Source organism: Flavobacterium sp. H4147 (genome assembly GCF_029360735.1).
In the GTDB taxonomy this organism is placed as follows: domain Bacteria; phylum Bacteroidota; class Bacteroidia; order Flavobacteriales; family Flavobacteriaceae; genus Flavobacterium; species Flavobacterium endoglycinae.
In genome coordinates this window covers 996338-1008880 of the sequence record NZ_JARKNB010000001.1, presented here as the reverse complement: position 1 = coordinate 1008880, position 12543 = coordinate 996338, and the positions used below count along the sequence as shown (strand labels likewise).

Below are 12543 nucleotides of genomic sequence, written 5' to 3'. Positions count from 1 at the left end.
ACTTGCGTTGCTTGTATTAATGAGCAGACAAAATGCTTTTTCCAGAAGCCAATTTTTTCTTTTGAATATAGGAGTAATATCCAAAACTTATTTTCAAAACAAATTGGAATTCTTAATGGGAAAAAAGTACCTAATCTTTTTTATTTTATCGTCTTTTAATTTTGCTTTCGCACAGCGGCAAACCACTTTTACAGGAATTGTAATGGATTCTAAAACACAAAATCCGCTTGAAAATGTGGTGGTGAGTGTCCAGAATTCTTCTATTATGGTTCTGACTTCAAAAAAAGGAAAATTTGAATTTCATTCTTCAATAGAAGGAGAACAACTGCTAGTAATCCGAAATCAAGGATACAAAGACTTACTTTTAAAAATACAATCCAATTTTGGGAAAACTGTAAATCTTGGAGTACTCCAAATTGAAGATACTTTTTCAGATGAGATTCCAGCGGCTTTAATTACTTTATTGGACAGTGATTTCTCGGACGATAACAGTTCTTCCGAAATGACATCAGGATTATTGCAATCTTCCAAAGACGCTTTTATGCAGTCGGCGGCATTTAATTGGGGACAAGCTCGATTTAGAGTTCGCGGTTTAGACAGCGAAAACGGAACCATGATGCTTAATGGCATGATGATGAACAAAATCTACGACGGAAGACCACAATGGAACAATTGGGGTGGTTTAAATAATGTGCTTCGAAATCAAGAATTTTCAGTTGGAACTGCAGTTTCAAATTATACTTTTGGCGGTGTTTTAGGAACTCAGCAAATTGATACTCGTGCTTCCTTATATCGAAAAGGAACTCAGCTCACCTTTTCAGGAAGCAACACAACGTATCTCTGGCGCGCTATTGGAACTTACGCTTCTGGAATGACTTCTTCGGGTTGGGCTTATGCAGTTTCGGCAGGAAAAAGATGGGCAGATGAAGGGTATTTTGAAGGCACAAATTTTAATGCTGATTCTTTTTTTATTAGCGTTGAGAAGAAACTCAATAATAGAAATTCACTCAATTTTACTGGTTTTTACACGCCAAATTCCAGAGGGAAAAATTCACCAAACACCAGTGAGGTAATTGGCTTGACGAGCGAAAAATACAATTCATATTGGGGATTTCAAGATGGTAAAAAGCGAAATGCAAGAGTTAAAAATATTGAAGAACCTCTGCTGATGCTTAATCATTATTTTAAAATTGATGATAAAACAACGCTGAATTCAGGTGTGATGTATCAGTTTGGAAAAGTAGGCAACAGCAATATCGATTATCAAAATGCCGATAGTCCTGATCCGGTATATTATCGTAAAATGCCCAGTTATTTTAGTTCGCTTTATGCAAAAGATCACGGAGAGTTTTCAGGAGATTTTACACCCGATTACGAAAATGCAGAGAAAAGCAGAACAACATTTTTAGCTAATTCTCAAATCGATTGGAACGCAATGTATCGGGCTAATGAAAAACCAAATCAAAATGGTTATGAACCTGCGCAAAGTCATCATATTTTATACGAAGACAGAACAGATGATAAAACTTTTGCGTTGAATTCAACTTTTAACACCCGAATAAATTCTAACCTTTCTTTTGACGCTGGATTTGTCTATCGAAATTTGAAATCACATAATTTCCAATACCTTTTAGATCTTTTAGGAGGAAAATATTTCCTGGATATTGATCCATTTTACAAAGGCGATTTATCACAATCGGATTTGAAAAATCCAAATCGAGAAGTGAAAGAAGGCGATATTTACGGCTACAATTATAATTTTTTAGCGAATACTTTAGATGCCTTCACGCAGTTTAAATTCACATATAATAAAACTGAGTTTTATCTGGCACAATCTTATTCCGTATCTGATTATCAAAGAGAAGGATTGTATCAAAACGGACTTTATCCTGAAAATTCTTTGGGAAAAAGTGAAAAAGTAAATTTTGAAAATTTCGGTTTCAAAGGCGGATTCACTTATAAAATCTCGGGCAGAGAATGGTTATTTTTTAACGGAGCGCATCTTACAAGAGCACCGTCTCTTCGAAATACATTTTCAAATTCTCGCTTAAATAATTCTATTGTCGATGGCATTGAAAGTGAAAAGGTAACCAGTGCCGAAGCGAATTATGTATATCGATCGCCTAAGCTGAAACTACGTCTTACGGCGTATTATTCGATGATAAAAAACACTTCGAAAACTTCCTTCTTTTATGCCGAAGGAATTTTTGAAAGAGGTGCAGGTTATGATCCTACAGATGCGTTTGTCACGCAGACATTAACGCATTTAGACAAAAAGAATACAGGAGCCGAATTGAGTTTTGAATACCAGATTTCGCCCACATTAAAAACTACTGTATCTGCTGCTTATGGCAATTACATTTACAACAGTAATCCTGATGTTGTAATTACAAATGACGGAAATAGAGCAAAAGACGGAGCTCAGACTGCTTTTGATTTTGGCCGATCTTATCTTAAAAATTACAAACAAGCCGGAACTCCGCAGCAAGCATATTCAGTTGGATTAGAATATCGTGATCCAAAATTTTGGTGGATAGGTACCAACTTAAATTATTTAGCAGATAGTTACATTGATGTTTCGCCAATTTCAAGAACATCTCAGTTTTATATTAATCCCGCAAATGGATTTCCTTTTCCCGAAGCAACTTCAGAACGCGGAAATGAATTATTAAAACAAGAAAAATTCAATCCAGTAACGTTGCTGAATATAAACGGCGGAAAATCCTGGCGAGTTTATAAAAAGTATGTCGGACTTTTTGCCAGCGTAAACAATGTCTTGAACTTAATGTATAAAACAGGTGGTTTTGAGCAGGCAAGAAATGCCAATTTTAGAGCTTTAAATCAGGATATTTCAAGCGGAACACCAGCATTCGGACCTAAATATTACTACGGTTATGGACGCACTTATTTCTTAAATCTTACTATCGGTTTATAAAACCAAAATACATTTCTTATGAAAAAACGAATATTACTTTCTGCCTTATCCTTTTCTTTTTTTAGCTGCAGTCACGAGGTTGATGCTCCAAAATTAGCTTGTACACAACCAGATTTTAAAGTAACCAAAACTGTTGAAAAAGTATACGAACTTTCAGGAACAACTGCCAAACAATATTTATATGATGATGTAATTGAAGCTTATGTCGTTTCGAGTGATGAAGAAGGCAATTTTTTTAAGACCATTTCACTGCAAACAAAAGCCTCTGAAAGAATTCCCGCAATAGGATTTGCTGTTCCTGTAGATGCTTCAAATACTTATATTGAGTATAGAGTTGGAAATAAAGTCTATGTAAAACTCAAAAACCAATTTACAGATTTGTATTACGGCGGATTACGAATTGGAAGTTTGTATGTAAGCAATTCAGGAGATCCTACTATTGGACGTGTTTCTCAAAATGAAGTAAAAAGCGTTTTAAATGCTTCGTGTACGAACGCTGATGAGAGTCAATTGGTTGAATCACTGTCGATAGAAAAAGCCCTTAACGATAGTAAATTAAATACACTTATAGAACTTAACGATGTACAGTTCACCGAATCAGCAATTGGGCGTCATTATTTTGAAGAATCCAATAACGTAGGAGGCTCAACAAACTGGAATCTGCGTGATAAAACCGGAAACCAAATTATTTTTAGAACCAGTAGTTATGCCAAATTTGCCGATCATTTTGTTCCAGAAGGAAGCGGTAAAGTACGAGGAGTTTTAACCAAATTTGGAACCGATTATCAATTAATGGTTCGTTCAGAAAGTGATGTTGTATTGAATGGAAAGCGTAATGTCCCGCTTTTTGCCGAAGACTTTCAATCGGTTAAAAACAATGTCAACTTTGCGCTGCCGGGCTGGAGTAATATTGTAGAAAAAGCAACTAAATTATGGAAAAGTATGCTGTATGCTGGAAATGGTTATGCAGAGTTCAATACCACAAGTACTACTGCAGCCGAAAATATAGCATGGCTTGTTTCTCCAAAAATTGATTTAACAGAATATAAAAATACGGTTCTGTCCTTTAGAAGTGCACAGCATGATTTGAAAGTCGATTCGCCTTTAAATGCATTAGAAGTGTATGTTTCAACTAACTTTGATGGCTCTAATATATCGAAAGCGAAATGGACAAAATTAGAAGCAAAAGTAGCTTCACTTTCGACTCCAACCCGCGAATTTATAAGTTCAGGCGGAATTGATTTATCTGCTTATTCAGGTAAGATAAATATTGCTTTTAAATACATCGGATCAGGAAAAGATAAAACTCTTAACGGAGCTTTTATGGTTGATGATGTAAAGATTTTTGGAGAGAAATAGAAGTTGTTTCATAATAATGAAATTAATTGGTTGATTTTTAGTTTTTTATTGAAAAATAAGTAGTTTTTGAATTTTGAATTCCCTAAATATGAGAGAATTTTGTACTTTGGTCATCCCAAATAAATACAAAAACAAATATGAGAACCTACTTTATTGCCATCCTAATGATGGTATTTCCTTTCTTGATGCACAGTCAGGACAATGTTAGATTAAAGCAGATCAATATTGTAAAAACAAACTATCAGAATTCTAAAGATGGAGAAATCGTTAACAAAACGATGGTTTTTAAAGATGGTAAACTTCAAACCGTAACCACTTCAGATGTTATACAGCATTTCTTTTACAACAAAAATGGTTTACTAGACATGACTGTAAAAGACAAAGTGGGAAGTGACTGGAAAGAAGTGGTAAATTATACTTATGACGCTGATAACAACATTACAAAATTTGTAAAAAAATATCAGGAAGGGCCTAATTACATTACCAAAGTTGTAACATTTGTATATGAAGGAGCAAGGGTTAAAGTAACTACAAAAAAGAGTACCAATCATCAAAATTTGGTTGAAGATATTGAATATATTGTTGAAAACGGAACAATTGTAAGACGTACTTCACGCGATAAAAACAAACAGATTATTGGTAAAATTGAATATGTGTATGTAAACGATAACGTATCGAAACACAAAGGTTTAGTTGGAGATAAAATCTCTAAATCATTTACCTATGATGATAAAAAATCAGTAGATCAATTAATTGTTCAAGGACTTTTTGGAGATAATTACAAAATTATTGTACCTATGATTTCGTATCATGAAGATGAGTTTGCTTTCGAATCGATTTCATATAACAATGAAATGAATTTCAGTCCGTCGTCTACCGCTTTGGTTGCCGTTAGTAGAAAGTACAAATATAACAAACTGAACTTCCCGATTTCATGTTCACAGATTGAAGAGAACGGAATTGTAAAAACAGAAAAAACATTCATTTACGAATAAATAATTTTTAAAAGAATATTCCAAACCATTTATAATTTAGGTTTTAATACCTGATTTATAAATGGTTTATTTTTTTAATTCGAATTTAAAATTGAAATTCTATAATTGTTAGTACTGCACAAATGATTAAATTTGCAGCTTATTTTAAGATATGCTAGAGAAAGAAATAATAAATTTTGAGAGAACAGTAGTAGTAGGTATTGTAACTCAAAATCAAAGTGAGGAAAAACTTAACGAATATTTAGACGAATTGGAGTTTTTAACTTTTACCGCTGGAGGTGAAGTTATTAAACGCTTTTCGCAAAAAATGGAACGCCCAAATCCGAAAACTTTTGTAGGTACGGGAAAAATAGATGAAATCAATCTTTTTGTAAAAGAAAATAAAATATCGACTGTAATTTTTGATGATGAATTATCGCCTTCACAGCAAAAAAACATTTCAAGAATTATAGATTGTAAAATCCTTGACAGAACCAATTTGATCTTGGATATTTTTGCTCAAAGGGCGGAAACTTCGTATGCAAGAACTCAGGTAGAATTGGCACAATGTATTTATTTACTGCCAAGACTTTCCGGATTATGGACACACCTTGAGCGTCAAAAAGGAGGTATTGGTATGCGTGGTCCGGGTGAAACCGAGATTGAAACCGATAGACGTATTGTACGCGATAGAATTTCGTTATTGAAAGAGAAAATCAAAACGATTGATAAACAAATGAGTATTCAGCGTAGCAACCGCGGAGCGATGGTTCGTGTTGCTTTAGTTGGGTATACTAACGTTGGGAAATCGACTTTGATGAATGCGATTGGTAAAAGTGAAGTTTTTGTCGAAAATAAACTATTTGCAACTTTAGATACAACTGTTAGAAAAGTGGTAATTAAAAACCTGCCATTTTTGCTTTCGGATACAGTTGGATTTATCCGAAAATTGCCAACACAGTTAGTTGATTCTTTTAAAAGTACATTGGATGAGGTTCGTGAAGCTGATTTGCTTTTACACGTTGTAGATATTTCGCATCCTGATTTTGAAGATCACATCGAATCTGTAAATCAGATTTTGCAGGAAATTAAAAGCAACGATAAACCGACGATTATGGTTTTTAATAAAATTGATGCTTACAAACACCTAACAATCGATGAAGATGACTTAATCACCGAAAGAACAAGAAAACATTACACACTTGATGAGTGGAAACAAACTTGGATGAGTAATGTTGGTGAGGATAAAGCATTATTTATTTCGGCTGTTAAAAAAGAAAATTTTGAGGAATTTAGAGAAACCGTTTATGAAGCGGTACGACAGATTCATATCACCAGATTTCCGTACAACAACTTTTTATATCCTGATTATAAGGATGCAGTTGATAAAGAGGAAGAATAAAACAGAAACGGCTTTTGATCATTCAAAAGCCGTTTTTTATTAAAATCCAAAATTAATTCCCAAACCAAATACTTCTCTAGTCTGAAGTCCTTTAAAAGCATTATCATCATAAATAGCTTGAAACGCTAAATTAGCCGACAAGAATTTATTTACTTTCATAATAATATTCAGCGAGTAATTGATATCTACGTTTTGAGGATCTTCTAAATAATTAGAATAAAGATTCAATGTGTTTTCTGCTGTTACATTGGTCATAATAGCCAATTTGTAATAAACTGAGGCATAAAAACCTAATTCGTAACGCATGGTTTTGCCTTCGTCAACTCCAAAATAATCACCATCTACATAAGGCAGTCCGGTAAATCTATCAATTCCACTTGTATAAGCATTGTCTACAAAAGTGAATTTGGAGGTTAATGGAGCAAAATTTATTTTTAAATTCTCATCTTTAGACCAATAGATACCAGGTCCAGTAGTAAGATATCCAGGTGACATAAATTTAGTCTGCTCAGTTCTGATTTCTTTTCCGTTGGCATCTTGTCCATAAATATAACCTGTAGTAAACTGAGTTCTAAAATTTATGAAATAAGAGTAATACCATTCACCAAAAGCTTTTTTACCAAGAATGGAATTAAACTCTAAACGATCATCGGTTTTCTTTCCAAAATCCGTGTTTTTAGTTTGTAAAAGACCGTATGAAGCCAGTATTTTATTATCCCAGGTTAGATCGTCTTTTTTATAATTAAAGTCGTAATTTATTCCTAAAGTTCCAGAGAAACTGTCTTCACCGCCAGCAATCCAGTTGTTGAAGCTTGATTGGTTTAATAAAAGCGATACAGTTCCTTTTGCTTTCCAACCTTCTTCTTCAATCGTATCGTTGATTTTTTTTACTGCTTTTTCCGTGTTTTGTACTAATTCTTTTTCTGAATTTTGTGCCTGAACAAAAGTAATATTCGCTAAGATAAAAAGTAATACTATCAGCTTTCTCATGATTGTTTAGTTTAAGTGTATTCTCAAATATACTAAAAATCAACGGAAAAGTAGGGGATAAATTGTTTGCAGTTGCAGGTTATTTCTTAGATTCTTTGTATAATGGTACTGCAGAACACGCTTCGCCGTACATAATACTTCTTGCAAATGGCTGCAAGTAGGTTGTCGCTAAAATGTAAGCTCTCATAGGGACTGGTTTTCTGGAACAGCCTTTTACAATGACAGGTTTGCCTTTGTATGCAGAATAATCAATTGTGGTTAGAATTTCTTCATAAAGACTTGCATCAAGATCTTCGATTGTTCCGTTCACTACTTTTTTGGCAAAAGGCGCTAAATGAATGCTTACTAAAATTAATGCCCAAGCAGGAATAATAGCATCGGTACTACAATATACAGCCACATATTGATCTTGATATTGTGACCAATCATGATTTTTAAGATGTTCTCTAAAATCTTTTTCTTTTAATAAAAATCCTTCCAAAAGCCATTGCGATATATCAATTTGCGCACGCATTCCTTTTGGATAATAATCTTCTAAATCGAAAACTTCTAAAGCACTATTGGCAACTTTATTGATAATTTCTTCCATTTTTTTAGTCTGAAAGTCGAAGGTCGAAAGTCATAAAGATCAAACTTTGGACTTTATGACTTTCAACTTTATGACTAATTTAAAGCATTCCTAATTCTAATTTCGCTTCTTCGCTCATTAAATCTTTGCTCCAAGGCGGATCGAAAGTAATTTCAACGTCTACATCTTTGATGTTTTCAATTGTTTTTACTTTTTCTTCTACTTCTCTTGGTAAACTTTCAGCAACCGGGCAGTTTGGAGAAGTAAGTGTCATTAAGATTTTTACTTCATAATCTGTGTTTACCATTACGTCGTAAATTAATCCTAATTCATAAATATCTACAGGGATTTCAGGATCGTAAATGCCTTTTAAAACTCTTACGATTGATTCTCCTAATTCGTTTGTGTCTATTTCTTGTTCCATTTTTGTATTTAGTTTTTTACCATTAAGAGATTAAGAAAATTAAGTTTTGCTTTCTTAAACAGTAGCTTAATTTTCTTTTGACTACTAAAGAGAATTAAGCTTAACGCTTTATGAACCTCAATGCCTTAATGGTTTAATTTTTTTTAATTTTTGTTTTTTGCATCAAAAGCCAAAGCGTACATTTTGATGTTTTTAATCATCGAAACTAAACCGTTGGCACGCGTCGCAGATAAATGTTCTTTTAATCCAATTTCGTCAATAAAATCAGTATCTGCTTCCAGAATATCTTTTGCCTTTTGATTTGAAAAAGCACGAATTAGAATCGCAATAATTCCTTTTGTCAAAATAGCATCGCTGTCTGCCGTGAAAACAATTTTATCATCTTGCTGGTCACCTTGTAACCAAACTTTAGACTGACAGCCTTTGATTAAATTATCGTCGGTTTTGTATTCTTCTTTGATTAACGGAAGACTTTTTCCTAATTCAATGATGTATTCATAACGCTGCATCCAGTCATCAAACATTGAAAATTCGTCTATTATCTCGTCTTGTATTTCTTTTATTGTCATAATTATTCTTTAGAAAAATCAACTAATAAATTTACTAGTTGTTCGATTTCTTTTGGAGGAAAACCGTTGTCGAAACCTGGAGTTTCATATGTTTTTCCGTCTTTTGTTATTTTTAAATTTCCTATCGCTGCACCATCGTAAGTTCGTTTATCAGTTGGCGCTTTTAAAGAAGAAAGACTTTCTAAATTCACTTTTGAAAAAGCATCAACGATTTTATTCCATTTTGCTTCGTCAATATTACTTTGAACAGCTTCAGCATTACGTTCTTTTGTAACCGAAACCGATTTGTTCTCTACAACAATACTTTTGTAATAACCTCTAGAATGAGCAGAATATTCAATTTGTGTTGATTTCATATCGGTCTTTTTTTGACTGCAGCATCCAGTTGCAATAAAAAGAGTTAAAAGCAATAGTGATAATATTCTCATACGTTTCTTTTTTAGCTTAACATTGTTTGTGCTTTTTTCACAGCATCGACCATTGTGTCAATTTCTTCTTTTGTATTATAGAAAGAAAACGAAGCACGAATTGTTCCTGGAATACAGAAGAAATTCATGATTGGTTGTGCACAATGATGTCCTGTTCTAACCGCAATTCCTAATTTATCTACAATAGAACCAACATCATACGGATGGATTCCATCAATATTAAACGAAATTACAGAAGCTTTATTTTTTCCTGTTCCATAGATTCTGATGCCTTCAATTTCAGATAAACGTTTTGTAGCGTGTTCTAAAAGTTCATGCTCGTATGCCTGAATGTTTTCGAAACCAACACTGTTTAAATAATCAATTGCTGTTCCTAATACGATTCCGCCCGCGATGTTTGGAGTTCCAGCTTCAAATTTATGAGGAAGATCAGCATAAGTTGTTTTCTCAAAAGTAACTTCTTTGATCATTTCACCACCGCCTTGATAAGGAGGAAGTTTGTTTAGCCATTCTTCTTTTCCGTAAAGAATTCCAGTTCCAGTTGGACCGCACATTTTATGACCTGAAAAAGCATAAAAATCACAATCTAATTCCTGAACATCTGGTTTTAAATGCGGAACAGCCTGTGCGCCATCAATTAGAACTGCAGCGCCAACAGCATGAGCTTTGTCTATGATATATTTAATTGGGTTAATGATTCCCAATGCGTTCGAAATATGATTTACAGTAACGATTTTTGTTTTTTCGGAAAGTAACTTATCAAATTCTTCAATGATTAATTCTCCATTATCATTGATTGGAATAACTTTTAAAATTGCACCAGTTTTCTCGCATAACATCTGCCAAGGCACAATATTACTGTGATGTTCTAAAGAAGAAACAACGACTTCATCTCCAGGTTTTAAAATAGAAGCAAAACCGTTTGAGACTAAGTTTATTCCGTGCGTTGTTCCAGAAGTAAAAAGGACTTCGTGAGCATGTTTTGCGTTGATATGCTCTTTTACTTTACCACGAGAAATTTCATAAGCATCAGTTGCTAACTGGCTTAAAGTGTGAACGCCACGGTGAATGTTAGCGTTGATTTCATTATAATATTTTACTTCAGCATCAATTACAACTTGTGGTTTTTGCGAAGTAGCTCCGTTGTCGAAATATACTAATGGCTTTCCGTTTACAGTTTGAGAAAGTATTGGGAAATCAGCTCTTATTTTTTGAATATCTAGCATGTCTTATTTAGAAAAAATCTATTTACAAAAGTACTAAAACTAAATTTGTTTATACAGCAATTCTATAATTTCCTTTTATGATGCCATTATTTGAAGCCGTAAATGCTGATTTGGCAAAAATCATTTCGGTTTTCTGAATTATCTGAAGCTGTTTTCTAATTTGATGCTTAAAATCGTGAACATAAATTATTTATATTGCAGTAAAAATAACTAAAATCATCATGAAAAAATTTCTTAAAGTACTTTTGCTTGTAGTGGTTCTCGCATTTCTGTATTTCGGATTTACGACTTATCCTAAACTTGATTTGATTTCTGGTTTTTCGGCTAAAAGTGTCGCTTCTGGACATTTTTTAGATAATCGTCCGTTAGATTTAATTCAGAAAACCGACAATGATATTAAATTGATTGATCTGGCTGAAAATTCAATTGATGACGCTGGAAAATTTGCAATTTCATCAGTTTATGGATTGAAAGAAAGAAAAGCGATTTATCGTGAAGGTCTTGGAGCAGTTTTGATTAATGATCAATTTGATAGTTCGAAACCGTATTTACTTCCAAAAAGAACGAAATTAGAAAACAATCTGCCTTTCCCATACGGAAATAATGAACCAAAAGATACTGCCTTTTCAAATATTGATTATTCAAAATTGAAAAAAGCAGTTGATAATGCTTTTGATAAAACTGGAGGAAGAATCAAAAGAACTCGTGCCGTTGTGGTTTTATATAAAGACCATTTAATCGCTGAAAAATACGATACAGGATTTAATAAAGACAGCAAAATTTTAGGGTGGTCGATGACGAAAAGTATCACAAGCTCGGCTTTCGGTGTTTTGGTAAAACAAGGAAAAATAAATATTTACAAACCTGCTCCAGTCGCAGAATGGAAAAATGATGAACGTAAAAATATTACATTGAATGATTTGCTTCACATGAATTCTGGTTTAGAATGGGAAGAGAATTACAGTAAAATCTCTGATGCTACCAAAATGCTTTTTCAGGCCGAAGATATGGGAAAAGTGCAATTGGAAAAACCAGCAGAATTTAAACCCAACACACATTGGAATTATTCATCCGGAACTACCAATTTATTGTCACTTATTTTAAGAAGACAATTTAAAACACAGCAAGAATATCTTGATTTTTGGTACAGCGCCGTAATTGACAAAATCGGAATGAATTCGATGATTGTAGAACAAGATATGAGCGGAACTTTCGTTGGATCTTCTTACGGATGGGCAACACCACGCGACTGGTCAAAATTTGGATTATTATATCTGCATAAAGGAAATTGGAACGGTGAACAAATCCTGGATGAAAGCTGGGTGAAATACACCGCAACTCCAACGAATACTTCCGAAGGAAAATACGGTGCTCAGTTTTGGTTAAACGCAGGCGGAAAATTCCCAGACGTTCCTCGTGATATGTTTTATTGCAGCGGTTACCAAGGTCAGATGGTGGCAATTATTCCATCAAAAGATATGGTTATTGTGAGAATGGGAGTAAGGGAAGAAGAACCTGGATTTGATTTTAATGGGTTTTTGAAGGAGGTTATGGATAGTGTGAAGAAATAGTTATGCGAAGAAATAATCTTTTAAAACCAGTCTTGATGTTATTTTTTGGATGGCTGCTTGGCGGTTTTGGATATACGACAAAATTAGGATACCCAAT

11 protein-coding genes are annotated in these 12543 nt (G+C 33.7%); 5 read left to right on the top strand and 6 right to left on the bottom strand.

Annotation, left to right across the window (positions count from 1 at the left end; translation table 11 throughout):
* The first annotated feature begins 115 nt into the window (after positions 1 to 115).
* The 4 genes from P2W75_RS04440 to hflX all read left to right on the top strand — a co-directional run bounded on the left by P2W75_RS04440 (position 116) and on the right by hflX (position 6670).
* Positions 116 to 2935: a carboxypeptidase-like regulatory domain-containing protein gene (locus P2W75_RS04440; protein WP_276379065.1), complete on the top strand. Its 2820-nt coding sequence runs from the start codon at positions 116 to 118 to the stop codon at positions 2933 to 2935.
* An 18-nt stretch (positions 2936 to 2953) separates the two neighbouring features.
* Complete coding sequence (locus P2W75_RS04435; protein ID WP_207298298.1) at positions 2954 to 4294, top strand: DUF5689 domain-containing protein; 1341 nt, start codon at positions 2954 to 2956, stop codon at positions 4292 to 4294.
* 137 nt (positions 4295 to 4431) lie between these two features.
* Positions 4432 to 5289 (top strand): hypothetical protein, encoded by an 858-nt coding sequence (locus P2W75_RS04430; protein ID WP_207298297.1) that lies wholly within the window; start codon positions 4432 to 4434, stop codon positions 5287 to 5289.
* A gap of 151 nt (positions 5290 to 5440) precedes the next feature.
* A complete protein-coding gene (gene hflX / locus P2W75_RS04425; RefSeq protein ID WP_207298296.1) occupies positions 5441 to 6670 on the top strand; it encodes a GTPase HflX in 1230 nt (409 codons plus the stop codon).
* Between the two features lie 39 nt (positions 6671 to 6709).
* Here hflX and P2W75_RS04420 read toward each other — a convergent pair whose 3' ends face one another.
* The 6 genes from P2W75_RS04420 to P2W75_RS04395 form a co-directional block, all read right to left on the bottom strand.
* Positions 6710 to 7660 (bottom strand): DUF3078 domain-containing protein, encoded by a 951-nt coding sequence (locus P2W75_RS04420; RefSeq protein ID WP_207298295.1) that lies wholly within the window; start codon positions 7658 to 7660, stop codon positions 6710 to 6712.
* Between the two features lie 79 nt (positions 7661 to 7739).
* Complete coding sequence (locus P2W75_RS04415; protein WP_276379064.1) at positions 7740 to 8249, bottom strand: DUF2480 family protein; 510 nt, start codon at positions 8247 to 8249, stop codon at positions 7740 to 7742.
* 79 nt (positions 8250 to 8328) lie between these two features.
* On the bottom strand, positions 8329 to 8652 hold the full coding sequence (locus P2W75_RS04410; RefSeq protein ID WP_012023258.1) for an SUF system Fe-S cluster assembly protein: 324 nt from the start codon (positions 8650 to 8652) through the stop codon (positions 8329 to 8331).
* 143 nt (positions 8653 to 8795) lie between these two features.
* The gene (locus P2W75_RS04405; RefSeq protein WP_276379062.1) at positions 8796 to 9221 is read right to left on the bottom strand and encodes a SufE family protein; all 426 of its coding nucleotides are present in this window, start codon (positions 9219 to 9221) and stop codon (positions 8796 to 8798) included.
* Between the two features lie 2 nt (positions 9222 to 9223).
* Complete coding sequence (locus P2W75_RS04400; protein WP_276379061.1) at positions 9224 to 9649, bottom strand: hypothetical protein; 426 nt, start codon at positions 9647 to 9649, stop codon at positions 9224 to 9226.
* 11 nt (positions 9650 to 9660) lie between these two features.
* Positions 9661 to 10875 carry an aminotransferase class V-fold PLP-dependent enzyme gene (locus tag P2W75_RS04395; protein WP_276379060.1) on the bottom strand — a complete coding sequence of 405 codons (1215 nt, stop codon included), beginning with the start codon at positions 10873 to 10875 and terminating at the stop codon, positions 9661 to 9663.
* A gap of 221 nt (positions 10876 to 11096) precedes the next feature.
* Here P2W75_RS04395 and P2W75_RS04390 point away from each other — a divergent pair, with 221 nt between their 5' ends.
* Entirely contained in the window at positions 11097 to 12446 is a 1350-nt protein-coding gene (locus P2W75_RS04390) for a serine hydrolase (protein ID WP_276379059.1), read from the top strand.
* Positions 12447 to 12543 lie beyond the last annotated feature (97 nt).